Origin of the sequence: Sphingopyxis sp. (assembly GCF_016463645.1) — a bacterium.
Taxonomy (GTDB): domain Bacteria; phylum Pseudomonadota; class Alphaproteobacteria; order Sphingomonadales; family Sphingomonadaceae; genus Sphingopyxis.
In genome coordinates, this window is record NZ_JAEMQX010000030.1 from 1 (window position 1) to 25,646 (window position 25,646).

Below are 25,646 nucleotides of genomic sequence, written 5' to 3' on the forward strand. Positions count from 1 at the left end.
AGCTCGCGGGCGGCGTCGCGGTGATCCGCGTCGGCGGCGCGACCGAGGTCGAGGTCAAGGAGAGGAAGGACCGCGTCGACGACGCGCTCCACGCAACGCGCGCGGCGGTCGAGGAAGGCATCCTTCCCGGCGGCGGCATTGCACTGCTCCGGTCGCTGAAGGCGCTCGAGGGTCTGAAGGCCGCGAACGACGACCAGCAGTCGGGCATCGACATCGTCCGCCGCGCGCTCCGCGCGCCGGCGCGCCAGATCGCCGACAATGCCGGCGAGGACGGCGCATGGATCGTCGGTAAGCTCCTCGAAAGCGAAGAGTATAGCTGGGGCTTCAACGCCGCGACCGGCGAATATCAGGACCTCGTCAAGGCGGGCGTGATCGACCCGGCCAAGGTCGTGCGCACCGCGCTACAGGATGCCGCGTCGGTCGCCTCGCTGCTCATCACCACCGAGGCGCTCGTCGCCGAACTGCCGAAGGAAGAGAAGGCCGCGCCGATGCCGGCGATGGACTTCTGACGATCGGAGGGCGGCGGTGTGCCGCCGCCCTCACTCGCCATGTTTCTGGGCGGAGCATCAAGGAGATCAGCGATGCCTTTTGGTGGTCAAAGCATTCGAAGTTGCTCGTCGCAGATCAAGCTGCGGCATGGCGAGGAAGCCAAATTCATTGTCTCCAGGCAAGCGCAATGGGCGCGCGACCGGGGCAACGACGAAGAGATCGCATTTTGGAACGCCGTGCTGAGCGACTTGGATCGGAAGACCTCGCCTTCTGCGAAGCCCTGTCTCGACCGACCTCATTGAAGAGGCGATCCGGCGCATTGAACCTTGGCTGGCTGGTAGAGAAGCTAACTGATCAGTTGCTATCCTGGGCGAATGAAATTCGTGTCCGGCTACGTCCCCGCAGCACGCGGCCAGGAAGCATCGTCCGCGATGGCCACTGCGTCGGGAAACAGCTTGTCGAGAAAGGCAAGTGTTTCGATGAGACGCCCAGAGGCGTGCAGCGGCTACACCTGCCCCCGATGGCTCAGACAACCGCCCCGATATCGACGGCGCCGAGGCCGAGCCACCCCGCCATGCCCTCCAGCTCGTCCCTCAACCGCTCGACCGTCTCGGCTGGAGCGCCCGGTTCGAGCGTGACACGCGGCGCTCGCAGGACGCCGGCATTACGGTCGGATTTGAGATCGACCCGTGCCTGCGACCGAAGTACCACCCCATCCCGATCCAACACGGCGTCTTCCGGACCCCATCGGGCAGAAAAATGGCACCACACCGAAGCCCACCCTTCAATAGCTGTTCCATATCGCCGGCGGCCGGGCGAACTCTCCTATATTGCCCGAGCCGGGTTATCAGCCAGCCCGCCCGGCCTATCGGATATTTCCGATATGAATTGACAGACGCTAATGCATCGGATAATTCCGATACATGAACACCGACACCGCCCTTGCCGCACTCGCTGCGCTGTCACACCCCACCCGTCTCGAAGCCTTTCGCTTGTTGGTCCAGCATGAGCCCGCCGGGCTATCGACCGGGCAGCTCGTCGATGCCTCGGGGCTGACGCAAAGCACGTTTTCCACACATCTTGCGGTCCTGGCAAAGGCCGGGCTGGTCAAGTCAGAGAAGCGCGGGCGTCAGTTCATCCAGCGCGCAGAGATCGACGCATTGAAGGGGTTGATGCTCTTTCTCGCCAAGGACTGCTGCCAAGGACGAGCCGAGCTGTGCGAGCCGCTGCTCGCCGAGCTGGCCTGCTGCTGAAGGAACCCGCCCCGTGACCGACATCATCATCTATCACAACCCCGAGTGCGGCACTTCGCGCAACACGCTCGCGCTGATCCGCAACGCGGGTATCGAGCCGGACGTCGTCGAATATCTGAAGACACCGCCTTCGCGTGCCTTGTTGGAGCAATTGATCGAGCGCGCCGGGATCACACCGCGCGAGCTGCTGCGCGAGAAAGGCACGCCCTATGCGGAGCTCGGTCTCCGCGACGAAAGCCTTACCGACAGCGCGCTCATCGATGCAATGATGGCGCATCCGATCCTCATCAACCGCCCGCTCGTCGTCTCGCCGCTCGGAGTCAAGCTCTGCCGTCCCTCCGAAGCCGTGCTCGACATCCTGCCCGCACGGCAGCTTGGCGCCTTCACCAAGGAAGATGGCGAACAGGTCGTCGACGCCGGCGGCAATCGCGTTCAGGCCTGAGGACAGCATCATGACTGCGGCAAAGCGCGAACGCCTGTCCTTCCTCGATCGCTACCTGACGCTCTGGATATTCCTCGCGATGGCGCTCGGCGTCCTCTTGGGGTCGGCATTCAAGGGCTTACCCGACGCGATCGACGCCATGTCGATCGGCACGACGAACATCCCGATTGCGATCGGCCTCATCCTGATGATGTATCCGCCGCTCGCCCGCGTCCGCTACGACGAACTGCCGCGCGTGTTCGAGGACAAGCGCGTGCTCGCGATCTCGCTCGTTCAGAACTGGATCATCGGGCCGGTGCTGATGTTCGCGCTCGCGGTCCTCTTCCTTTCGGACAGGCCCGAATATATGACCGGCCTGATCCTGATCGGTCTCGCCCGCTGCATCGCGATGGTAATCGTGTGGAACCAGCTCGCCAAGGGCGACAATCAATATGTCGCGGCGCTCGTCGCCTTCAACTCGATCTTCCAGATTCTCTTCTTCAGCGTCTACGCTTGGCTCTTCCTCACCGTCCTGCCGCCGCTTTTCGGACTCGAAGGTAGCGTCATCGACGTGAGCTTCTGGACCATCGCCGAGGCGGTTCTCATCTATCTCGGCATCCCCTTCCTCGCAGCATATCTCACGCGCCGCTTCCTCGCCCGCGCAAAAGGAGACGAGTGGTACGAGACGCGCTTCCTGCCCAAAATCGGGCCGGTCACGCTCGTCGCGCTGCTGTTCACGATCGTCGCGATGTTCAGCCTCAAGGGCGGCGAGATCGTCACCATCCCTGGCGACGTCGTCCGTATCGCGATCCCGCTCACGATTTATTTCGTCGTCCAGTTCCTCATCAGCTTCTGGATGGGCAAGCTGATCGAAGCCGACTATCCGCGCACAACCGCGGTCGCCTTCACCGCCGCGGGTAATAACTTCGAACTGGCAATTGCGGTCGCGATCGCCGCCTTCGGGCTCGCCTCGCCGGTGGCCTTTGCGGCCGTCATCGGACCGCTCGTCGAAGTGCCCGTCCTCATCCTGCTCGTCGGCGTCGCCTTCCGCCTCGGCCGCCGCTGGTTCCCGGCAACCACGCCTGCACAAGCCTGAGTATTATGACAGAATTGACCTATACGCGCCTTCGCACGCTCACCGACCCGCACCACCTCCCGGCGCTCAGCGCCGAATATCTTCACGCGCAGCCGGCGCTCGGCCTCGGACCGCTCGATCCCGCGCCGCGCATCCTGCTACTCTACGGATCCTTGCGCGAACGCTCCTATTCGCGGCTCGTCGTCGAGGAGACGGCGCGCCTGCTCCAGCTCTTCGGCTGCGAGACGCGCATCTTCGATCCCTCCGACCTCCCCTTGCCCGACCAGATCGCCGACGACGATCATCCGGCGGTCGAGGAACTCAGACAGCATTCCATCTGGTCCGAGGGCCAGGTCTGGTGCAGCCCCGAGCGACATGGCCAGATTACAGGTATCATGAAGGCGCAGGTCGACCATCTTCCGCTCGCCTATAAGGGCCTCCGCCCGACGCAAGGCCGCACGCTCGCGGTGATGCAGGTGTCGGCGGGGTCGCAGTCGTTCAACAGCGTCAATACGCTGCGCATCCTCGGCCGCTGGATGCGGATGATCACGATCCCCAACCAGTCGAGTGTTGCGAAGGCTTGGCAGGAGTTCGACGAAACGGGCCGTATGCTGCCGTCGAGCTATTATGACCGGATCGTCGACGTTGCTGAGGAGCTTGTCCGCTTCACCATCCTCACACGCGGGCATGCCGCCCAGCTCGTTGACCGCTATTCGGAACGCAAGGACCGGAAAGAGCCCGTCGTCACGCCCGCCGAACTGGCCGGAATTCCAGGCACGCGCTGAAGGTTCGACGCCATATTGGCACGCCGCCGAGCTGCTGATCGATGGGTCGGGCGTGCTGATCCCGTTCGACAATCCGGCTGGCTTCGGTCCTGCAATTGCCAATCTGCTGGGCGACGAAACCGGACGTCTGGCGATGGGCCGCAAGGCCTATGCCGCCAGCCGTCCGATGACCTGGGCGAATACGGCGCGCCGCTATGCCGCGAGCTTTCGCGCGGCTTCCCGCAAAGGCAGGGTTGCGACCGGCGACCGGATGGACATGCCAAAACCCATCCCGACGATCGCACAGACGAAAGCCCGACCGAACCTCCCGCCCATGTCGCTCGATCATCTCGCCGCGATGAGCGACGATACGGGCATGGCCCAGCATGCGGTTCATGCGATCGCCGACCGCCGCCATGGCTATTGCATCGACGACAATGCGCGGGCGCTGCTGCTGTGCTGCGGTCTCGCCGACGGTCCCGACGCGCCGCTGGTGCGCCGCCTGTCGTCCACCTTCGCGGCCTTCATCCAGCATGGCTGGAATCCGGACAATCGGCGCTTTCGCAATTTCATGAGCTTCGACCGGCGATGGCTGGAAGATGCGGGCTCGGAAGACAGTCATGGGCGGACGCTCTGGGCGCTGGGCACCTATAGCGCACGCGCCGGCTCCCCCGGACACGCGCGCTGGGCAAGAGAGCTGTTCAGCGAGGCGCTGGACGGGGTGGTAGCGTTTACTTCGCCGCGGGCCTGGGCGTTCACCTTGCTCGGCCTCGCGCCCTATTGCGCGGTTTACGCGGAAGATTATGCCGCCGCGCACCTGCGGGCCGAACTCGCCGACCGCCTCGAAAAACTGCTGAGCGCATGGGAAGGTCCCGAATGGACATGGTTCGAGAATGGCCTCAGCTATGACAATGCGCGGCTGCCGCAGGCGCTGATCGTCACGGGCGCGGCAACACGTCGCAGGGCTTTACGCTCGAAAGCTACGAGCCGATGGATGCTGACGAGCCAGTGAGTGATCCGGCCGCACAAGCCGGGTAGAGGCAGTCCTGTTTTCCGCTTCCTGTCCCCCCCCCCCTCGCCTGAGACGGATTACGGCTCATTACCGCCAGACCTGGCCGTTTGCGGAACGGCGGCTTTTGGCGGTCGAATGAAACTGGCGGACGCTCCAACTATTCCCGGCGTTCGCTTGAAAGCTCGATCTCCGTGCTGGTGCAATCGAGGCGCAACCACGTTTCGCAGGAACCGAATAGACACTGACGGGCTCAGATTCCCGAAACCCGTCAGATGATCGGCGCGACACCTTATAATCCTGGCTGGAGCTCCCATATACGGATCATCGCGGCACACGTTCATCGTAGGCGGCCGCGGCTGAGAGACCTGGCGCTCCCGCTTACATGCAGGAGCCGCCCCATGCCGCCCGATTCCGATCAGCCCCAGTCGCCGGCCCCGGACACGCCTGCCCCAGCCAACGCGCAATCGAGACGATTTTTCCGCAAGAGCCGTAGACCATTCGCCTTGGATGACGCACGGCGCCAAGGGGACATCAGTCAGCTCGCCTTCTTGACGATGGGCGGACGGGATCCGGCGATAGCCTTCCTGAACACCGACAACGCCGCGCTCGGCGGCCGCCCGCTTACAGTCGCGACCGCGAGCCCCGAGGGATATGAACGGGTTGCGGCAGCGATCCGCCGCTGGCCGAGCGGCCCAGGATTCAAATGAGCCGCGCGATGAACATTTCGCTGCCGGAAGACGAGGTCAAGCGCCTGTGCCTTCTGCAAGGTGTCAGCATCAGTGCGATCGAGCCGCTTCAGTCGGGCGGTACCCGCCTTGTCTGCACATCCGGCTCCGGCGCCGAGGAAATGCGCCTCCGGCTCCGCGGTCACCTGATCGACGGCCATGTTCTCCGTCACCGCTTCTATCGCCCGCCGGCCACGCATGAGCGCCCTTAAGGCCGGCGCGCGATTTCGTGGTGAGCGAACGTCTCTCCCGAACCCGAATAATGTCGGTATTCGTGCCGCACATTTATCGGGATGTGCTATAGGCCTCCCATCACCTGAAATCGAACAAGCTCCATGTGACAGAGGGACGATCCGTGCTCTCGCTTGATGCAGGAGCACACACCATGTGCCTTATTCAATTGCTCGAAGACGAGCAGATCGCGCTCGCGCGATACGCCGCCGCAACAAATCCCTCGGCGATCGACCGTTATGGGCGCATGATCGAAGGGATCGGTCGGCGTCTGACGGCCTTTCCCTACCAGCATCGCCCCTATTTTCCGCTCAACAGATTGCGGACGCAAACGGCTCGCTAGCACGTTTGCGAACACGCGCATCCTGAAACCGAAGAAAGATATCTGACATGGCCAAATCGCAAAAACGTAGCAATCGCGAGATTCGCAAACCCAAGGCCGCCAAGGCGAAGCCGCCGACCGCGCTCGCAGCCCAAGAGGCCTCCGCGGTGCAGATGACCGCCAAGCCGAAGGGCAATCGCTGACGCGCCGTCAAAAACTGCGGTGGAAGCTGACCAGATCGGCGTCGGGATCGCCGTAGCCACAGATAAGGCTGCGCAGCATCTGGGCCGCCATCATCGAGAAGGTGATTCCATTTCCGCCATAGCCCATCGCGGCATAGCAGTTCGGCATACCGGGAATGCGACCGATAGTCGGCGTACCGACCGGGCTGTCGCCGAAACTGCCGGCCCAGCTATAAGCCGGTTCCGCATCCACTCCCGGTAACAGGGCAGCAAGCTTTCGCGATAGCGTCGCTGCCTTGTCGGGGAGCTTCGCATCGCGGAGAGCCGCGTTACCGATTTCCTCATCCTCGCCGCCGCAGATGATTTCTCCGCGCGGGGTGGTCCGGATGTAGAGGTAGGGATCGGCGGCTTCCCAGATCATCGCGGCGGTCGGCCAGATGGCGCGGGGTTGTGGACGCGTGGCGATCGACCAGCTCGAGATGATCTTGTTCCCCTTGCGCGGAATCCCCTTCATCATCTCATAACCCGTTGCCATGACGACATGGCGCGCGCGAATGCTCGGTCCGCGCGCCGAGACCAAGGTGACCCCCTCGCCCGTCGGCGCGATGTCGCAGATATCGACGGGCGAATAGAGCCGCGCGCCCCGCGCCAGCGCAACGTTCAGAAAGCCTGCGGTAAGGCGGCGCGGATCGGCGGAATAATTGCCGAAGCCGATCAGCGCGTGGCGTCCCTTGATCCCGTAACGCTCCTGAACTGCAGCGGGTTTGAGCAATTCCACCTCGAAGCCCGCACGCCGCCGGGCGTCGGCTTCGACCGCAAGCCCGTCAGCACCGAGCACATTGCCGTCGAGATAGATCGAGGCGCGCGTCGCCCCATCGACGGCGAGGCCCAGCCGTTCGGTCCGTTCGCGTAGCGCGTCGACCGACTGGCGCGATCGCCGCCAGATGCGTTCGGCCTTTTCGCGCCCGATCCGCTCGGCCATCAAGGTCAGCGGCGTATCGAGCTCATATTGCAGCATCGCGGTCGACGCGGCGGTCGATCCTTCGGCGGGACCCCGGCGATCGACGATCACGATGTTGAGCCCCGCTTCCGACAACGCCTCCGCGATCAGCGCGCCCGACACGCCCGCCCCGACGACGAGCACGTCGCACGCAATGTCCCTTGTCAGCGGCCGCGCGGCGATCGCGGGACGACGCCGTGCCGACCAGATCGACTGGCCGGTCCGGAGATCGCGATGATGGGTCGCCGATGCGCGGCTCACCGGAACAGGCGATCAGGCAAGATCGCGCACCCTGGCTTCGCGGACCCAATGACGCCGGGTGCCGACGCTTTCGAACTCGTCGATCGCAACGACCCCGCCGTCCTTTTCGACCCCTGCCTTGTCGAGCAGCAATTGCGTCGCCTCGTCATGCGCGATCGTCTTGCAATGGCCATAGGCGTCCATGAACCACTGGACCGCCGCGCCCTGCCCCGACAGCGCCTTGGCCTGTTCTTCGGTCAGGATCGAAGCCACGGCGTCGAACAGCACTGAGGGCGAGCCCGCGAGCTGGCCGTCGGCCTTGAGCGTGCCGCCCTTGACCTTGATCCCGCCGACCTTCGGCGCGACGAGGAAGGCGGTGCCGTCGGCGCTTTCGATGTCGCCCTTCAGCTTGTCGATCGCCGCCTTGTCCGATCCTTCGGCAAACAGGATCGCGACCTTGCGGCCCTCCATCGTATCATCGGCATTCTTCTGGATCGACAGCGCGTCGGAGGTCTTGAGATCGACCGGCGCGCGCGCGGCCTTTTCCTTCGCCGGCAGATCGATCGCAAGTCCCGCGGCGACACGCGTCGCGAGATCCCCATCGATGTTGCGAAGCTGGCCGACGACGCGGGCGCGAACATGATCGAGCGCGACCTTCGACAATTCGAACACCAGCGCCGAGGCGATATGCGCCTGCTCATTCTCGGTCTGCGACAGATAGAAAAGTCGCGCCTGGCTGAAATGATCGGCGAAGAGTTCGGCGCGAATACGCAGCTTCTGCGCAGGGTCGTTGCGCTCGTCATTGGCCGTGAACGTCGAGAAGCCCGTTTCGGCGCTTGCGCGCGGACCGCCATTCTCTCCGGCTTCCGCAAGACTATTCGGTTCGTAGTTCGCTCGCCCGGTCGGGACGAGCGTCTGCGTCATCCCGTCGCGCTGGAAATTGTGGAACGGGCATTTGGGCGCGTTGATCGGGATCTGGTGGAAATTGGTCGTCCCCAGCCGCGACTTCTGCGTGTCGAGATAGGAAAAGAGCCGGCCCTGAAGGAGTGGGTCGTTGCTGAAATCGATGCCCGGAATGATGTTCGACGGCAGAAAGGCGACCTGTTCGGTCTCGGCGAAGAAATTGTCGACATTGCGGTTGAGCGTCATGCGGCCGACGATCTCGACGGGGATATCCTCCTCTGGGATCAGCTTGGTCGCGTCGAGCACGTCATAAGGCTGCTTCTCGGCGAAGGCTTCGTCGAACACCTGCACGCCGAGGTCCCACGCCGGGAAATCGCCCGCATCGATCGCCTCGAACAGGTCGCGGCGGTGGAAATCGGGATCGGCGCCGGCGATCTTGACCGCCTCGTCCCATGTCGTCGACTGGACGCCGAGCACCGGCTTCCAATGGAATTTGACGAACTTGCCCTCGCCCTTCTCATTGACGAGCCGGAAGGTGTGGACGCCGAAGCCCTCGATCATGCGCAGGCTGCGCGGGATCGTGCGGTCGGACATCGCCCACATGATCATGTGCATCGCCTCGGGCATCAGCCCGATGAAGTCCCAGAAGGTATCGTGTGCACTCGCCGCCTGCGGATAGCCGCGATCGGCCTCCATCTTCACGCTGTGGACGAGGTCGGGGAATTTCATCGCATCCTGGATGAAGAAGACCGGAATATTGTTGCCGACGAGGTCCCAGTTGCCGCTGTCGGTGTAGAGCTTGACCGCGAAGCCGCGCACGTCGCGCGGGGTGTCGACCGAGCCCGCGCCGCCCGCGACGGTCGAGAAGCGGACGAAGACCGGACAGGTCGCGCCTTCCTTCTGGAAGATCGACGCCTTGGTCAGCCCGGGGATCGCCTTGGTGCATTCGAAGACGCCGTGCGCGCCCGATCCGCGGGCGTGGACGATCCGCTCCGGAATACGCTCATGGTCGAAATGGAAGATTTTCTCGCGAAGGACAAAGTCCTCGAGCAGCGTCGGCCCGCGTTCGCCGGCGCGCAGCGAATTCTGGTTGTCCGAAATCCGGTGGCCGAAATTGTCGGTCAGGAACGCCGCATCGGCCGATTTGTCGCCCGATGCCAGATTCTGGTGCAGCTCGCCACCATTGCCGCGGCTCACCTCGATCTTCGGCTGACCTCCGCCCGGCTGGTGTTCGCGAAGGGCCTGGTCGTTCGCGGGCGAAGGCGGCGGAGATTTCGGCATCGGTCATTCCTTCTGCCGCGGAAGGCGACACTCCTACAATCCGCCGCTTCGCCTTATGTTGCGTGCCGCTAAGCCATGGCGGCCAGAATCTCCTTGATCGCGACGAACGCAAAGCAGACCGAACTGTCGGCCACCCCGTAGGGCAGGAAAATATCGTCGCCGACGCGGATCGCTCCACAGGTGTAGACGACATTGGGAACATAGCCTTCGTCCTCGTCGGCGGCGGACAGGATCGGATTGGGCGTCCGGCCGATCACCTTCGAGGGATCGTCCTTGTCGAGCAGTACAGCACCGATCGCATATTTGCGCATCGCGCCGACCCCATGGGTCAACACCAGCCAGCCCTCGTCGAGTTCGATCGGCGCGCCGCAATTGCCGATCTGGATGAGTTCCCATGGAAAGCGCGGCTCCAGCAATAATTCGCCGTCCTCCCACTGATCGACCGTGTCCGAGCGCAGCAGATAGAGATTCTTGCCATCCTGCCGACCGATCATGCAGAATTGCCCGTCGATCTTACGCGGGAACAACGCCATGCCCTTGTTGCGTCCCGCCTTTCCCTTGATCGGGCTCAGCGTGAAATCCCTGAAATCGCGCGTCCGCAGCAGCTCGGACCGGATGTCTCGCCCGCTATAGGCGGTGTAGGTCCCGATCCATTCGCTTTTGCCGCTATCGCGCTCGAACTCGAGCAGCCGCAGATCCTCGAGCCCGTTGCGCTGCGCCTCGGTGATCGGGAAAATCACCGTGCCCGAAAGGGTGCTGTCCTTCTGCCGATAGAGCGAGACAACATCGTCGGGCTTGTCATCGCGGTGCGGACCAAGCATCGCCGCCGTAGCGAAGGCGGGCTGCGGCAGCAGCGTCAGTTCGCGGTCGCAGGTAATGATTCCCTCGCGAAAGGCGATCGTCGAAATATGACCCTCGCCGACAGCGCGCAGCGACAGGAGGATGCGGATGCAGCCTTCCTCCAGCCCGGTCTGGTCGGGATGACGAACGACGCTGGGGTTCATCAGCGCCGCCGCGGCATAGCTATATTCGTGACAGAAATAGGCGCCGATCAAGAGGCGCATCTCGCGCTTCAATGTGAGGCCTTCGAGACCAAGTTTGGGTTCGATCTGCTCGAAGCGATCCTCGAACACCTTCTCGATCTGCCAGTGCCGGTCGGCGAAATCGCGCAGCACCACACTGAGCTCGGCGCGCACGGTGCGCGTGTCGAGCGTCACGATTTCGCGAGCCAACCGCTGTACGCGCTCGAGATCGGGACCCGATGCTTGCCATGCGAGGTGAAAGGGCCGCACGACGACGCGCGTCGGGTCGGCATGGAGCCGCAATTCATCCTGTACCAGATGCACCATATTCCCCTCAGCCGGCTTTGCGGATAAAATCCCGGATCGCGTAAGTCGCGTGCTGGTAGGCAAGAACCGACTCCGCCCCTTCGTTGAGGTTCAGGCCGCGCGGGTTAATGCCATCCTTGCTGCTCCCGGTCAGCGGATCGCCAACGATCACGCCGCGGTCGTTACGCCGGGAGAACCAGTCGTAAGCGCGCCGCGCGTGCGCCAGCCAGATATCGTCGCCGGTCACGTCATAGGCGGCCGAAGCGGCATCGATCGCGGCCCAAATCTCGAGCGGCTGCTGATCGAATGGCCGCGGCAGCGCATGGGCATGGCCGAAGCTGTCGGACCCGACGGGGCGATAATGACCATGAGGCGAAATCTGCGCATCGTTGATCCACCGCAACGTCTCGACTCCGCACGCGGTAACATCCCCGCGCCCAAGTCGTACGCCCGCGCGCAGCATCGCTTCGGGCAGGCGGCCATTGTCATAGGCGAGTACCGGCTCGAACCATCGCCAGTCCGGTCGCGCCGCGGCCTGATAGAGCGCGATCAGCCGGTCAGCGCCGCTGCGCAATATCCGGTCCGCCAGATCATGCTCGGGATGCGCCGCGAGCACGAAGTCGGCGCCGAGCATCGCGAAAGCAATCGCGCGCGGTGACTCGAAATCCAGCGCGGACGCCGCGGTACGCTCGAACAATTCATGCGCCCATTGCCGCAGACCGGGGTCGCGCGCGCCCTGCGCCGTCGCACCGAGCGCCCAGAGGGTTCGGCCGCAGCTGTCTTCGGACCCCACATCCTCGAGCCAGTTGCGTGCGAATCCCATGAAGTTGCGAAACTCGCCGCGGTCGGGGTTCCAGGCATGCTGTACGAACGCCGCAAAGACCGGGGTCAGTTGTCCGCACTTGCCGAGCGCATCGTCGTCGAGCCGATGCATCAGCATCAGCGCGCGCGCATTGTCATCGACGCAATAGCCGTGCGCGCGATCGGGGACCATATGAACGCTGTGCTGGAGGATGCCGGTGTCGTCGCAAATGCGCAGGAACCCATCGATACCGATATGCTCGGGAATAGGCTTAGCTTTCGGCACGACGCGGCTTTCCGCGATCAGCGAACAGGTCCGCTCCGCGAACACCGGCCAGATCATGTCGCGACTGCGGCCATAGGCGCGACGCTGCAGCGTGAGCAGCCGGTCGGCATCGCCGAGCAGATAGCGGATTTCGTTCGCGATCGCTTCGCTGTCGTTGAAGGGAACGAGCACGCCATGATCGTCGGCGAGGAGCTCGACCGCATGCACGTAAGGCGTGGAGATCACGGCCTTGCCCAGCGCCATCGCATAGGCGAGCGTACCCGACGTCGATTGCTGCGCACCCGTATAAGGCGTCACATAGATGTCCGCCGCCTCGATAAGATCGAGCAGATCGTCGGTGTCCATGAACGCGTTGATCCAGCGGACATGCGCATCGACCCCGAGCGAGACAGCAAGCGCCTGGAGCCGGTCGCGATAGGCCTCGCCTTCAAGCGCCAGCAGATTGGGATGCGTCGCGCCAGCAATGCAGTAAAGGAAGTCGGGATGATCCTCGATGATCGCGGGCAATGCCTCGATGACCGCCTCGATCCCCTTGCCCGGCGACAAAAGACCGAAGGTCAGCGCGACCTGTTTGCCCGCAAAGCCGAACTGCGGCTTGAACTGCGACGCGCGGCCGAACGGGCGGTCGGGGACGCCATGTGCGATCATGGCGATCTGGTCGTCGTCGGCATGATAGACGCTTCGCAGCAGATCGTGCGAGCGCTCGGACATGACGATCAGCTTGGTCGCGCGCGCGATCAACCGCTCCATCACGCGGCGCTGATCGGCGTCAGGTTCGGCGAGCACCGTGTGAAGCGTGACGATCAGCGGTGCGGAAACACGATCCACCAGTTCCAGGATCATATCGCCCGCCAAGCCGCCGAAGAGGCCGAACTCGTGCTGCAGCCACACAATCTTGGCACAGCTCGCCTCGATTTGCCGGGCCGCCTCGATAAAGCTACCGGCGTCACCCTCGGTTATGACGCCGCGAACAACGGGGTCGAATATCGTGGGAACGGCGGCCGGCGCCATCGCATAGACGTCGACCATAAGGTCGGGAGCAGCCTCGGCAAGCGATGAATGGATGTCGGTGGTGAAGGTCGCGATGCCGCAGCGTCGCGGAAGAAAGCCGCCGACTAGCGCGACCCGGGCAGTATCCGAAGTTTTTGGCCGAAGCGTTTGGCACGCCTCCAAACCTTCATCGAACGATCTACGGTCAAGCGTTTCGTACACAGGCATACCTTCCAAAAAATGATGCGACAGAAGGCCTCACCCAGTATTTTATCGTTTGTTTCGAAGCGCGCAGTCGGCCTCGGAGCATCAGAAAACAGAACAGCTCAGCGGCGCATTTGTTCCGATTGACCGACGCCTCGCGAGAAGCTTCGCAGGCCAATTCCGGTCAGGCTCGCCAGGCGGCAACGCCCCGCTCTCATTTCAGGCAGGCGACGATGATTCCGATGATTCCGAGCGTTTCTTCGGGATTGCGTACGGAGATTGTATCGAGGCCAAGCGCCTTCGCCGGATAATCATTGCCGCCCGGAAAGATCGCATCGCCTATAAAGAGCATCGCACCCAGTTCGACACCGCTGGCGCCGCTTAGCTTCGTCAGGCCATAGGCCTTGTCGACGCCCTCACGCGTGATGTCGATCGACGTCGCCCCGCCCATGTTGATCGACAGACCGAGCAGACGTTGGCGAAGCTCGGCCTGAATCACCTTGCGTTTGGCGAAGTCGGGATCCCATTTTTCCTTGGCATCGATCGGCGCTTCCTGACCCAATGCCGAAAAGGTGATCTGACTCCCGCGATCCTCGACCCGTGCTCCCCAGACCGCTTCGGGAACGAACCCGGTCGCCAGCAGCGCCGCATCGAAGGCTTCGAATATGCGTCGCTTCTCCGCATCGGCAAAGATTTCGGCATAGCGCGCCTGCCACGCGCCCGAGCGGAACGTGTAGAGCTTGGTGCCGGTTGTCGGCATGAGCCAGAGCCGGGAAAAGTCCGCGCGCTCGGGAAGACGCGTCGCCACCTGTTTTTCGAACTGCGGCCAGTCGCCACCGGATATCACCGCAACATCCGCCACGCCGAGGAGATCGGCAAGCGCCTCACCCATCGCGGGTTCCATCGGCTGCTTGCTTTCGGCAAGCGTTCCATCAAGATCGAAGGCAATCAGCCGTTTCATGCAGGCGTCGCTCCGCGCCCGTCGCTCGCCGCGTCCCGCTGCCGCCGAGCGGCGGCTTTGGCATCGGCAAGGTTCGAATAGCGATAGTCGCCCACCGCGAATTGTTCGACATAGGTCCGGATGATGCCATCCTCCTCGTCGCCCGGTGGACGCAGGCCTCCGCCCTCGCCTTCCCACGCCGAGCGTGACGCAGCTTCATCGATCGCGGCGGCGAGAGGGCCGTCCTCCACGCCCAGCGAGCGATAAAAGTCGCGCCCGACGGCCAGAAGGGTGGCGCGAATATCGACGACCGGATCGTCAACTCCATCGCTTCCGGCGGTGAGATGTTCGTGCGTCGCCTTTTCGAAGGCCTTCGCCATGAGCAATTCGGCGATCAGTACATCACCGACCAGATCGCCCGGCGCTTTAACGGCGTCGGCAGGTGATACAGCGAGATCGGCGATAGCCTCGGCATCTCCTCTCAAGCCGCGCCGCTCGCGATATTCGTTGATCCTTTTGGCATAATAGCGCGGCAGGTCAAAGTTTGGCATCGCCTGCCCCTCGCGTCGCGCTTGGCTCACGGCCATCAGCGCCATCTGATGGTGGTGGAGAAGTTGGTTGAGGTCCATGATCTTGCTCCTTCAGCGGGAGCGCAATGGTCTCTCAGTCGCCGGCACGCGGTGGAAGCGGGCGATATTATAGAAGTGGGGTCACAGGCTTCCGATTGCAATGAGCAGACATTTATAATTGCAGGCGACCGACGAGAGCCTAATCAAATGTCTCGACTTCCTTCGGAATAGGCCTAGCGTTCGACCGCCAGCGACTTTCCACGCGACCCGGAAAGTCGATGGGGCTTAGCGTCGATGATGGGCGGCAACGCCGCGTAAATATGGACCTCGTGCTCGAATACTGCAGGTCCGAGCCAGACAACGCCCGGATAAATGCCTCATTCGAGCTATTTCCGACGGAGGAGGTAGTTCGATGACCCATTCACCGTACGGCATGACGCTCGTTCCAGGCGTTCACGACGCCTTGTCGGCTCAACTCGCGGTCAGTGCCGGACTGCATACGCTCTTCCTGTCCGGCGCTGCGCTTCACGCGACGCTTCTCGGCCGTACGGATATCGGCCTGCTGACACTGACCGAGTTGGTCGATGCGACGTGCAGGATCAAGGAGCGGACTGCATGTTCGCTGATCGTCGACGCCGACACGGGATTCGGCGGCACGCACAATCTGGCACGCGCAACGCGCCTGCTGGAACGCGCCGGTGCCGATATCATCCAAATCGAGGATCAACTTGCGATCAAGCCGCGGGCACAGCTTCTGGAGCGACCCGTCGCTCCTCCGGCAGACATGGAAAATCGCATCAAGGCGGCCCTCGACGCTCGTGTATCAACCGATTTTCAGATCAGCGCCCGAACCGACGCCCTGCCGTCGCTTGGCCTGAATGCAGCTATCGACCGCGCATGTCGCTATGCCGAGGCAGGCGCCGATCTTCTCTTCGTCCAATCGATCCGGACCGAGCAGGACCTCGCCGCAGTGAGCGCCGCCTTGTCGCCGCTTCGCCCCTTGGTCATTCACTTGCCCAACCCGCGACGCGGCCTCGGAGAAGGAACCACCCATCTCGGCCGTGCGGGCTTTCGCTATGGCTTGATCCCTCATATTCTGTTCGAAGCGGGCGCTGGTGCGATCCTGTCAGCGCTTCGCGATATTCCTGGAACAGCCGCCGTGCCCGATCTGAGCACGAGCTTGTACGAAGCGATGCCATTCTAGTTCCGATAGGGCGAAAGGCAGCGCCAAAGATATTCGGCGGCGATCAGGTCGTTCTCCGCGCTTCCGATCGATTTGAATAGAGTGCGAGATGCATTGGCGCGAAGACCAACCTCCCTCGATAAAAGCGACTTCAGCGTGAGCGGTTCGTCCTCACGCAGATATCCATCGCGGATCGCGGCCAGCAGTTCACCGGCGCTGGTCATCGCGGCGGGAGTGTCGACGACAACAAAGGCTTCACGGAAAGCCAGGCTGTCGGTCTCGTGCATCTGCGGAGTATAGCCACCGATCAGCCCGAGATGGGCATCCTTCTTCAGCCATGATCCCAGCACCAATGGGGCGGCGCTCGACGTCGCGCAGCAAATGATATCCGCTCGCCGGGTCGCGGCCTCAAGATCGGGCATCGCCGCGACGCCTCGCGGCGATGCCCGCGCGACGAGTTCGCCGGCTCCCGGTCGTCGACCCCAGATCGCTATCTCACTTCGGGGGTAACTCGCGGCGAAGGCCGAAACGAGATAGGGCGAAAGCGCGCCGGTGCCGACAATGAGAATATGTTCCGGGGCCCGCCGATAGAGATGCAAGGCCGCAACAGCTGCGACGGCGGCGGTTCGCCACAGCGTGAGTTCAGTCCCGTCGATCGTCGCCAGCAGCTCGCCGGTTTGCGCGGAAAATAGTTGATAGGTCGCTTGAACAGTCGGAATCGCGGTTCCGGAATTACCGGGATAGACCGTGACGATCTTCATTCCCAGAAACGAAGGAGAAGCCGCCGGCATGGCGAGGAGATCACCGTGCGCAACTTCATAGTGCAAACGGTCAGGAGCCGCGAATCGGGACCGATCTGCGGTCGCCAGCGCATCAATCAGCGCGGCCATGTCCAGCAATTCCCGTACCGCGGCGGCATCGATCCACATAGAAGCACCTAAATGATATGGGCCTCGGGCGAAGCGAAGATTTGCTGAAGACGGTCGAGACTGAGGGGATACAGGTCGATCGATCGATATTGGCCATCGATCATCAACTCCGCAAGGCCGCGCCCCGCCGCCAATGCGTGCTGCAGCCCGTGACCGCTGAACCCATTGATCAGCCAAAAATTCTGGACACCGGACGGGCCCACCACGGCGTTGCTGTCGAAGATGTTCATCTCATAGTGGCCGGCCCAGGCGCCGAGCAATTTCAACCGCTCGAACGCGGGCGCTCTCGCCGCCAACCGGGGCCACAGCCACTCGTCGAAGACTGGATAATCGGGTTCGAAATCGTCGGCCGAACAAAAGTCTGCCGGCGCCGGCGCACCGATCAGAAAGGTTCGACCTTCGGGGCGGAAATAGAAGCCCTCGGGGTCGATGACCAGTGGCCAGTCGGAATCGGCATCGGGCGCATCGACGACGAACACCGAACGCTTCTGGCCGCGCACGGGCAAGATGCAGCCGGCCATATCCGCAATTTCCGCCGCCCACGGCCCCGCTGCGTTGACGACATGCGAACAGGCGATGGCGCCGCCTTTCCCGAGCTCGACGGACCAGTTCGCTCCGTCCCGCCGTAGAGCAACGACATTGTCGTCAACCAGCTCGGCTCCCTTGCCGCGCGCTGCAGCGCGAAGGCTGCGCAGCAGGCTATAGCCATCGAACCACCCCTCGCCTTCGCGGCCATGCGATGCGATTGCAAGGTCCTCGGTGTGAAGCCATGGATAGCGCCCCGCCAACGCCGGCCCCTTAGTGAGTTCGGGGTCGAAGCCGCAACCGCGTTGCACCTGATATGCATGCTCGATTCCGGCCTGTTCATCGCCGCGCCCGAGAAAGAGATAACCGCGTTCGACGAACTGGAAATCGGGCGCTTGACCTTCGATCATGAGCGGCGACGGATCACGCAATATTTCCAGCGTGTAGCGGGACATTTCGATGTTCACCGGGGTCGTGAATTGTTGCCGGATCGAACTCAAGGATAGCGCAGATGAGGCAAAGCGATAGCTCGGATCCCGCTCGACAATGATAATGGATGCCGAGCCTCGCGACTGGATGGCCAGATGCCAGGCGAGCGAACATCCCATCACGCCGCCGCCGACGATAACGATGTCTGCCGCGCGGATCACAAATCGAAGGTCACGCCTTGCGCCAGAGGGAGCGCGTGAGAATAATTTATGGTCGCCGTCTGCCGGCGCATATATCCGCGCCAGGCGTCCGATCCTGACTCGCGACCGCCTCCGGTGGCCTTCTCGCCCCCGAAGGCGCCACCGATCTCCGCCCCGGACGTACCGATATTGACATTGGCGATCCCACAGTCCGATCCGATGGCGCTCAGAAAATATTCCGCGTCGCGAACGTCGGTCGAAAAGATCGACGACGACAGCCCATGTGCGGAATCATTCTGAATGGCGATCGCCTCGGAAAGTTCGGAGTAACGAACGGCATAGAGAATGGGTGCGAACGTTTCCCTGGTCATGGGTCCGCTCGCGGCAGGCATCTCGACCAGAGCCGGACGGACGTAAAAGGCCGCCTCATGCCCAAGATGAATTCGTTCACCGCCATGGATGTGGCCGCGGGCGGCCGTCGCATCGGTGAGAGCTGCTCGCATTCGCTCATAGGCGTCTCGGTCGATCAACGGACCGACGAGCGTCGACGGTTCGAGCGGATTACCGATGGGCAGACGTGCATAGAGGTCAACGAGCCGCCCGATCACCTCGTCGTATATCGACTCGTGAACGATCAGGCGTCGGAGGGTCGTGCATCGCTGGCCGGCGGTGCCCACAGCGGCAAATAAAATAGCCCGAACGGCCAAATCCAAATCGGCACTGGGCGCTACGATCGCCGCATTATTCCCGCCGAGTTCGAGCAGCGAGCGTCCGAACCGCGCCGACACGGCAGCACCGACCTTACGCCCCATTTCGCTCGATCCCGTCGCGGACACGAGCGCGATCCGGGGATCGTCGACAAGGCGCGCACCGATCGGAGCATCGCCATTCACAAGAGCTGCGAGGCCCTTGGGTGCGGCTTCGAACTCGCCTATCGCGCGTTCCATCAGGGACTGGACGGCGAAGGCGGACATCATGGCCTTCTCGGACGGTTTCCAGATTATGGAATTGCCGCAGACGATCGCGAGACAGGCGTTCCAGGCCCAGACCGCGACCGGAAAATTGAATGCCGAGATGATCAGGACCGTTCCAAGAGGCTGCCAGGTTTCGCGCATGCTGTGGCCTGGGCGCTCGGATGCTATGGTCAGTCCGTGAAGCTGGCGCGACTGGCCGACGGCGAAATCGGCCATGTCGATCATTTCCTGAACCTCGCCCAGCCCTTCAGACAGAATCTTTCCGGTTTCGATCGAAACAAGGCGACCGAGAGCTTCCTTATGCTCGCGCAGCATGAGACCGAAGCGGCGGACCAATTCTCCGCGAACGGGAGCCGGCGCGCACCGCCATTCCCGATGCGCCGCCGTTGCCAACCGGACGATCGTCTCGATATCTCGGGTCGAAGTCTGTTCGAAACGATGGAGCGCGCTTCCGTCGATCGGACTGCGCGCCTCAAGCCCCCCCATTGACGGCGGCAAATCAATCCCCATCACCTCGAATGCGGCGCGAGCGGTTTCGATGGGAGTGCTCATTTCGCGTCCTTCAGCGTGCGATCGAAGAAATCGAGATAGCTGCGCCACAGATGCCGCTGCGCCGCGCCGCGAAGCAGATGGGCACCGCCGGGATAATAAAGCTGATCGAATACCGTCCCCTGCTTTTGCAGCGCAGCGGACACCCGAATGGCGTTGTCGAACACGACATTGTCGTCGGCCATGCCCTGGATGAGCAGCAGCCGGCCCTTCAAGCCACCGATCCGCTTTACGATGTCCACCGCGTCATAGGCTTCGGGATGCTCCATCGGCGTGCCCAGAAACCGTTCGGTATAGTGCGTGTCGTAAAGCCGCCAGTCGCTCGGCGATGCGCCGGCAGCGCCCGCGGCGAAGGGGTGGCCAGGCTCGGTCATGAGCATCAGAGTCATGAAGCCGCCGAAACTCCAGCCCATCACGCCGATCCGCGAAGGATCAACGTTCGGCATTGCGGCAAGGAAGGCGGCGCCGGCCAGTTGATCCCGCGTTTCCTCGATGCCGAGCTTCCCCGCGATGGCCGTCTTGAAGGCGACCGACCGATTGCTCGAACCCCGATTGTCGAGCCGGAAGAGAATGTAGCCCCGATCGAGAAGCAGCCGGTCGGTGACATCTCCCCACTGCCGGCGGACAGTCTGGACCATGGGACCGCCGTAGGTCGATATAATCGCCGGATAGCGCCGCGCGGGATCGAATGCGGTCGGCATCTGGAGTGAATAGTAGAGTGTCTGACCGTCGGCCGCCTGCAACGTCCCGTAGATGGGCTTCGGCAGGCCGGCGACGAAAGGCCAATAGGGATGGGTTTCATCGAGCGTGTTCGGTTCGATCCAGCGCAGCAATTTGCCGCTCGTCGAATAGAGTCCGGTGCGCGGCGGGGTTCGGGGATCCGAATAGGTTCCCACAAAGGTCTGCGGCGCTTTCGCGAAGTTGAACCGCCACCACCCGGGCCCTTTGGTCAGCCGCTTGGGCTCCGCCGGCCTGGTGTAAGAAACCGAATAGAGGTGCCGCTCGATCGGCGTTTCGCGCGAGGCCGAGAAGAAGACGATCTGCTTCGCCTCGTCGACCCCCTCGATCGCCGATACCGGCCAATCGCCCGACGTCACCTGGGCAAGTTCCTTCCCGTCCGCGCCGAAACGATAGATATGCCGGTTCCCGTCACGCTCGAGGGTCCAGAGAAACTCGCCGGAGGCCAGCGGCCTGAAATCATCCGACAATTCAATCCAATGGTCGGATTTTTCGGCCAGCAACAGACGTGCGGCGCCCGATGCCGGATTCACTGCAAATAATTCGAGACGACGCTGGTCGCGCGACTGCCGCTGGACGAACAGGGTCTTGCCATCGCGCGCCCAGTCGACGCGGGCCAAATAATAATCGGTCCCGATATCGATGTTCGCCTCGACCGGCTTCGCGCTCGCTACATCGATGATCGCAAGCCGGACCGACGCGTTCGGGCGGCCGGCGCGAGGATAGCGTTGCTCGACGACCGCGCTTCCCGCGGCGCCCGTCACGATTCGCGGAACGAGATCGACGCCGCTTTCATCGACGCGCTGTGCTGCGATATAACGGTCATCGGCCGACCACCAATATCCCGAGGAACGCCGCATTTCTTCCTGCGCGACAAATTCGGCGAGGCCCCAGGAGACGGCCCCGCCGCCATCGGTGGTCAACGGCCGCATCGCCGAAGACCCGATATCGGTCACATAGAGATTGCGTCCCCGAACAAAGGACAGGCGGGTTCCACCCGGAGAGAAACGGACGTCGACTTGGTCACCGCCTTTGCCTAGCACGCGCACAAGCTTGCGCGTACCGACATCGACGATCCAGATGTCCTCTCCCGATGGTATCAAGACCCGCCGGCTGTCGTCATCCCACATATATTCCGTCACGCCGGTCGTCGTGATCCGCATGCGTTCGCGGCGCTCGAACGCGTCTCCGGATAATGAACGCTCCGATGTTTCGAGACTTTTGCCCGCGACGAGGAGAAATGGCTTCGCGCCGCGGGAGTCAGCGACCCATAAATCGCTTATACCCTCGTGGGCGGGGTCTGCCTTGAGATAGGCGACAAGCCTGCCGTCGGGCGAAAGCTTCACCCCGCGGGCGCGCGGTCCATCGAGACTGACGGAACCGATCGCCTGCTCGACCGCGAGTTCAGCTCCACGCGCCGGAAACCCGCAAGCCACCGCCGCGCCTGCAGCGATCCATGTGGCCCAGTGCAATATGCTCGTCATTTTCAAGCTGGCTCGCTTTCCGTTGGGGAACGACTATGGGCACACTAGCCGTGACCGCGACCGGATTCAGGAGGAAGCGCGCATGGTGGCGCATGATTTGCGCGCCCGGCCAACGATCACCGCCGAATTCGCGCGAAGCGATCGAGCGAGAGATGCGGGAGCATAGCCGAGGCTTGCCGCTTGCATATCATGTTCGCAATCATCTCCGCCGTGATGGCGGACAAGGTCAGCCCGAGATGCTGATGACCGAACGCATAGTGGATGGACGTGCCTGCGATCGCGCCGATCGCGGGAAGCGAATCCGGAAACGTCGAACGCGATCCCATCCAGCGGGTGGCGCCGGCCGGGTCGAGATCGGGCAGATAGGCTTTCGCCCCTTGGAGCAGCTTATCTGCCCGGCGCCAATCGGGCTCGTCATTCTCGGCCGCGAATTCGGCCGTGCCCGCGAGGCGAACGCCATGCGCAAGCGGGGTGGCGACGAAACTGTCGCTCATGAACATGACCGGCCGCCCCAGCGCAGGACCCTTTTCGGTAAGCTGCATATGATAGCCGCGCTCCGCAGCGAGCGGGATCGCTTTCGCGAACGGACGCAGCAGCGACGGTGAGCCGGTTCCCGCCGCGACCACGACATGCCGCGTCTCGATTTCGGTACCATCGATCAGGACCCGAACGCCGCCATCGGTCACATCGAGGCCGTCCACACGGGCTTGCTGGAACGTGCCGCCATATTTGCCGAATGCATTGGCATAGGCGACGACCATGTCCAGCGGATCGGAAACATGGGCAACCCCGGGGTGAAAAAGGCCACCAGCAAGCCCGGCTTTCAACGCGGGCTCCAGATCGCAAAGTTCCGAGGAATCCAGCGTTTCAACCGCGATTCCATACTGCTCGCACAATAACTTGCGGGCGTGCAGCAATGAATGTCCCTTTTCATCTCTGATCGCGTCGATCATCCCGGAACGGCGGATCAGCCCGTGGTGCGCTGCTTCGGGCAGCAGGCGCATATGCGCGTCGAGCGATTGTTCGCACAGTGCCGCAAGAACCATTGTTGCGCTTTCACGGCGCGCACGCCTTGCAGAGAGCGCCGCCCGCCCGAACCATGGCAGAAGCCGCGGCAAAGCACGTGGCGAAATGCGGAGCGGTCCCAGTGGATCGAGCAGAAGCGCGGGAACGCGCAGCATCGTGCGGAAGCTGACGAGCGGCTCGATTTCGGAGGTGGCGATGATACCGGCATTGCCGCGCGAGCAAGCCAGGCCGGGAGGGCCGCGATCCACAAGCAAGACCTGCATGCCGGTCCGCGCGAGCGCAAGCGCGATCGCGGTCCCCACGATTCCGGCGCCGATCACGATCGCATCCGCGCCCTGTTGTGACGTCCTCACGTCCAGCGATCGCTTGCCAGTTTCAGGAGATTGCCTCCGAGTATCTTCTCGATACGGCGCGCGGGGTGTCCCAGCGCGACGAGGCTATCGACGACGAGCGGCAGTTCCTCGGGGGCCGTCAGGCGCATGCCGGCCGAATATCCATAGCTTGCCGGAAAAGTTCCGGCCATCTCGGCAACATAGTCGTCGAGTTCACTGAGATCGAAGACATAGTCGATTCCGAGTGCGACATGGTCCTCGCCCGCCACCGCGATGGCGTGGTCGATATGGCGCGCGATCAGGGGCGCGGTTTCCCGGTCGGTGCCAAGGAAGAGCCCGACCCCGTTGATGCCGATGACGCCGCCCTTGTCGGCGCAGCGCCGCATGAGATCGTCGGGGATATTGCGCGGGTGATCCCAAAGCGCGCGCGCGTTGGAATGGGAGAAGATGACCGGTTCGGGCGAATAGTCGATCACCTCGGCAGCGGTCCGATAGCCGGTGTGCGAACAACAGGGCAGCATGCCCACCCTGTTCATCTCATCGATTGCCCGGCGCCCGAAATCGGTCAGCCCCTCGTCGGCGCCATCCTGACATCCGCTCCCCGCTTCGTTGCGATGATTATAAGCGATCAGCATCCAGCGGACGCCAAGATCATAATAGAGCTGGACGAGATCGACCTGTCCGCCGAGCGCGCACATGCCTTCAACATCGAAGCAGATCGCGAGTTGACCAGCCGCCTGCGCCTCCCGGATATCGCACGCCGATCCGACCAGCCGGTATCGCGACGGATGCGCCGAGATCCAGCCGCGCAACATCCCCAGCATCCGTATATGATCTTCAACCCCCTGCTCTCCGAACCCTACATTGAGACTCACCACGTCGACCCCGACGGCGCGGTAGCGATCGAGCGTCGGCAGGAACTCGACGTCGTTCGGGCGTAGCGGCGGACAGGCATGATTGTCCCACACGAGCGCGGACTGAAGCAGTTCCTGCGAAGACATCATCAGGGTTCTCTCTCCTCGGGCATTTGGTACCTCGACACCATGAACAGGATCGCCCCGACGAGCGCAGCCGGAACGGTCACGATTGCGATCGACCAGCCGACGGCTGCGGAATCCGCGAAAATCGTTTCGGTGACCTCCGCGATGAGCGTTGGCCCGAGGCCGAGGCCGATGAGGATCGCGAAAAACGACACCAACGACATGGCCGTGCCGCGGCAATGCGCCGGCAGCACCCGTTGCAGGACGGCAATTCCACCGATGGCGGCGACGGCCGACGCCATCGTCCAGCCAAGAATACCGGCGACGACCAGCAGTTGCGAAGGCGTGGCCATGGCGGCCGCAGCGACGGCGGCAAGGCCTGCCAGGATCGCGATGATCGCGATATGGCGCTGCATACCGTTCTTCCGGCCGAGCCAGTCGAGGAACAGTCCGCCGCCGAGCGATCCGATGATCCCGGCGAGCGTGACGCCGAGACCGAAGATCAGCGCGATATCGGCAGCCTCGAACCTGAAGTTGCGGGTGAGCAGGCTCGGCGACCAGGTCAACAAGCCGAAGTCGCCGATCGAAAGCAAGGCGAGACCGAGATAGATGGGGAGGACGACGCCGATATGCCGGCGAAAGGTCGCCAGCACCTGTGACAGAGGCACGCCCACTTCCGTCTCTGCCCGCAGGGGCTCGCGCAAGGTGAGAAACAGGAAGGGAAGGATCAGGCCAAAGCCGCCGCAAGCGAGCAGTACCATACGCCAAGGCACGAAGGGCAGGCCGGCGGCGTGTCCTTCAAAGATCGCCAGAAGCGCGCCGCTGATCGCCACCGCGCCGGGACCGCCAACGATCGTTCCCATGACGAAGGCACCGATAGCGGTCGCGAGGCGCTGTGGCGGCACCGACGCGGCCAGCAGCGACACGGCGGCGGGCGCGAGGGTCGCCTCGCCGACGCCAACCACCATCCGGGCTGCGAACATCTCGTTGAAATTCCCCGCCAGGCCGCAACTGATGGTACCGAGGCACCAGATTAGCGACCCGGCGACAAGCAACGGGATGCGGCGGCGGAGGCGATCGGCGATACGACCAAAGAGCAATCCGGCAACGATATAAACGAGAGCGAAGGCGGCACCCTGAAGCAGAGCCAACTGCGAATCCGACAAGGCCAGGTCGTGTTTGATCGGGTCGATCAGACTGCCGAGGATCAGGCGGTCCATGTAGGAAATGAAGCCCGCGAACGTGAATACGCCCGTCATCCACAAAGCACGTACCGTCCAG

At 63.0% G+C, this 25,646-nt stretch carries 26 protein-coding genes; 12 read left to right on the forward strand and 14 right to left on the reverse strand.

The features are described from left to right. On the forward strand, positions 1–509 hold a 509-nt coding region (locus JHC57_RS08675), incomplete at its 5' end, for a TCP-1/cpn60 chaperonin family protein (RefSeq protein ID WP_294029600.1). Positions 510–581: 72 nt separating this feature from the next. After that, positions 582–791 carry a hypothetical protein gene (locus JHC57_RS08680; RefSeq protein WP_294029601.1) on the forward strand — a complete coding sequence of 70 codons (210 nt, stop codon included), beginning with the start codon at positions 582–584 and terminating at the stop codon, positions 789–791. A gap of 223 nt (positions 792–1,014) precedes the next feature. On the opposite strand, the gene JHC57_RS08685 is transcribed toward JHC57_RS08680, so the two are convergent. Beyond that, positions 1,015–1,200: a hypothetical protein gene (locus JHC57_RS08685; RefSeq protein ID WP_294029602.1), complete on the reverse strand. Its 186-nt coding sequence runs from the start codon at positions 1,198–1,200 to the stop codon at positions 1,015–1,017. A 212-nt stretch (positions 1,201–1,412) separates the two neighbouring features. Between JHC57_RS08685 and JHC57_RS08690 the strand changes: the two genes are divergently transcribed. The 9 genes from JHC57_RS08690 to JHC57_RS08730 all read left to right on the forward strand — a co-directional run bounded on the left by JHC57_RS08690 (position 1,413) and on the right by JHC57_RS08730 (position 6,495). Then, the gene (locus JHC57_RS08690; protein WP_294029603.1) at positions 1,413–1,742 is read left to right on the forward strand and encodes a metalloregulator ArsR/SmtB family transcription factor; all 330 of its coding nucleotides are present in this window, start codon (positions 1,413–1,415) and stop codon (positions 1,740–1,742) included. Between the two features lie 13 nt (positions 1,743–1,755). Then, complete coding sequence (gene arsC, locus JHC57_RS08695; RefSeq protein WP_294029604.1) at positions 1,756–2,184, forward strand: arsenate reductase (glutaredoxin); 429 nt, start codon at positions 1,756–1,758, stop codon at positions 2,182–2,184. A 10-nt stretch (positions 2,185–2,194) separates the two neighbouring features. Next, positions 2,195–3,259 carry an ACR3 family arsenite efflux transporter gene (gene arsB / locus JHC57_RS08700; RefSeq protein ID WP_294029605.1) on the forward strand — a complete coding sequence of 355 codons (1,065 nt, stop codon included), beginning with the start codon at positions 2,195–2,197 and terminating at the stop codon, positions 3,257–3,259. A gap of 5 nt (positions 3,260–3,264) precedes the next feature. Then, positions 3,265–4,023 (forward strand): arsenical resistance protein ArsH, encoded by a 759-nt coding sequence (gene arsH, locus JHC57_RS08705; protein ID WP_294029606.1) that lies wholly within the window; start codon positions 3,265–3,267, stop codon positions 4,021–4,023. A gap of 52 nt (positions 4,024–4,075) precedes the next feature. Then, positions 4,076–5,014, forward strand: a complete 939-nt coding sequence (locus JHC57_RS08710) for a hypothetical protein (RefSeq protein ID WP_294029607.1) — start codon at positions 4,076–4,078, stop codon at positions 5,012–5,014. A gap of 398 nt (positions 5,015–5,412) precedes the next feature. After that, positions 5,413–5,721, forward strand: coding sequence for an antitoxin Xre/MbcA/ParS toxin-binding domain-containing protein (locus tag JHC57_RS08715; protein WP_294029608.1), 309 nt, complete (start codon positions 5,413–5,415; stop codon positions 5,719–5,721). Between the two features lie 8 nt (positions 5,722–5,729). After that, positions 5,730–5,951, forward strand: coding sequence for a hypothetical protein (locus tag JHC57_RS08720; protein WP_294029609.1), 222 nt, complete (start codon positions 5,730–5,732; stop codon positions 5,949–5,951). Positions 5,952–6,094: 143 nt separating this feature from the next. Further along, entirely contained in the window at positions 6,095–6,313 is a 219-nt protein-coding gene (locus JHC57_RS08725) for a hypothetical protein (RefSeq protein ID WP_294029610.1), read from the forward strand. A gap of 47 nt (positions 6,314–6,360) precedes the next feature. After that, positions 6,361–6,495 carry a hypothetical protein gene (locus tag JHC57_RS08730; protein ID WP_264081034.1) on the forward strand — a complete coding sequence of 45 codons (135 nt, stop codon included), beginning with the start codon at positions 6,361–6,363 and terminating at the stop codon, positions 6,493–6,495. A gap of 7 nt (positions 6,496–6,502) precedes the next feature. Here JHC57_RS08730 and JHC57_RS08735 read toward each other — a convergent pair whose 3' ends face one another. From JHC57_RS08735 to JHC57_RS08760, 6 genes are all read right to left on the reverse strand, one after another. Beyond that, a complete protein-coding gene (locus tag JHC57_RS08735) occupies positions 6,503–7,735 on the reverse strand; it encodes an FAD-binding oxidoreductase (protein ID WP_294029611.1) in 1,233 nt (410 codons plus the stop codon). A 12-nt stretch (positions 7,736–7,747) separates the two neighbouring features. Then, positions 7,748–9,898, reverse strand: a complete 2,151-nt coding sequence (locus JHC57_RS08740; protein ID WP_294029612.1) for a catalase — start codon at positions 9,896–9,898, stop codon at positions 7,748–7,750. A gap of 68 nt (positions 9,899–9,966) precedes the next feature. Beyond that, on the reverse strand, positions 9,967–11,247 hold the full coding sequence (locus tag JHC57_RS08745; RefSeq protein WP_294029613.1) for a glycoside hydrolase family 130 protein: 1,281 nt from the start codon (positions 11,245–11,247) through the stop codon (positions 9,967–9,969). A gap of 7 nt (positions 11,248–11,254) precedes the next feature. Further along, complete coding sequence (locus tag JHC57_RS08750) at positions 11,255–13,342, reverse strand: glycosyltransferase family 4 protein (protein ID WP_294029614.1); 2,088 nt, start codon at positions 13,340–13,342, stop codon at positions 11,255–11,257. A 379-nt stretch (positions 13,343–13,721) separates the two neighbouring features. After that, positions 13,722–14,468 (reverse strand): HAD-IIB family hydrolase, encoded by a 747-nt coding sequence (locus tag JHC57_RS08755; RefSeq protein ID WP_294029615.1) that lies wholly within the window; start codon positions 14,466–14,468, stop codon positions 13,722–13,724. Beyond that, on the reverse strand, positions 14,465–15,076 hold the full coding sequence (locus JHC57_RS08760; RefSeq protein WP_294029616.1) for a hypothetical protein: 612 nt from the start codon (positions 15,074–15,076) through the stop codon (positions 14,465–14,467). The genes JHC57_RS08755 and JHC57_RS08760 overlap by 4 nt, the downstream gene beginning before the upstream one ends. Before the next feature lie 352 nt (positions 15,077–15,428). Here JHC57_RS08760 and JHC57_RS08765 point away from each other — a divergent pair, with 352 nt between their 5' ends. After that, positions 15,429–16,220, forward strand: coding sequence for an isocitrate lyase/PEP mutase family protein (locus JHC57_RS08765; protein WP_294029617.1), 792 nt, complete (start codon positions 15,429–15,431; stop codon positions 16,218–16,220). Here JHC57_RS08765 and JHC57_RS08770 read toward each other — a convergent pair. The 7 genes from JHC57_RS08770 to JHC57_RS08800 form a co-directional block, all read right to left on the reverse strand. Beyond that, positions 16,217–17,128 (reverse strand): hypothetical protein, encoded by a 912-nt coding sequence (locus tag JHC57_RS08770; RefSeq protein ID WP_294029618.1) that lies wholly within the window; start codon positions 17,126–17,128, stop codon positions 16,217–16,219. The genes JHC57_RS08765 and JHC57_RS08770 overlap by 4 nt on opposite strands. A gap of 8 nt (positions 17,129–17,136) precedes the next feature. After that, the gene (locus tag JHC57_RS08775; RefSeq protein ID WP_294029619.1) at positions 17,137–18,303 is read right to left on the reverse strand and encodes an FAD-dependent oxidoreductase; all 1,167 of its coding nucleotides are present in this window, start codon (positions 18,301–18,303) and stop codon (positions 17,137–17,139) included. Then, complete coding sequence (locus JHC57_RS08780; protein ID WP_366928538.1) at positions 18,300–19,856, reverse strand: aldehyde dehydrogenase family protein; 1,557 nt, start codon at positions 19,854–19,856, stop codon at positions 18,300–18,302. Before JHC57_RS08780 ends, JHC57_RS08775 begins: the two co-directional genes overlap by 4 nt. Then, positions 19,805–22,027 (reverse strand): DPP IV N-terminal domain-containing protein, encoded by a 2,223-nt coding sequence (locus JHC57_RS08785; protein ID WP_294029620.1) that lies wholly within the window; start codon positions 22,025–22,027, stop codon positions 19,805–19,807. The genes JHC57_RS08780 and JHC57_RS08785 overlap by 52 nt, the downstream gene beginning before the upstream one ends. 116 nt (positions 22,028–22,143) lie before the next feature. After that, entirely contained in the window at positions 22,144–23,406 is a 1,263-nt protein-coding gene (locus JHC57_RS08790) for an FAD-dependent oxidoreductase (RefSeq protein ID WP_366928539.1), read from the reverse strand. After that, positions 23,403–24,389, reverse strand: coding sequence for a membrane dipeptidase (locus JHC57_RS08795; protein ID WP_294029621.1), 987 nt, complete (start codon positions 24,387–24,389; stop codon positions 23,403–23,405). The genes JHC57_RS08790 and JHC57_RS08795 overlap by 4 nt, the downstream gene beginning before the upstream one ends. Beyond that, entirely contained in the window at positions 24,389–25,624 is a 1,236-nt protein-coding gene (locus tag JHC57_RS08800) for an MFS transporter (protein WP_294029622.1), read from the reverse strand. Before JHC57_RS08800 ends, JHC57_RS08795 begins: the two co-directional genes overlap by 1 nt. Between the last annotated feature and the right edge of the window lie 22 nt (positions 25,625–25,646).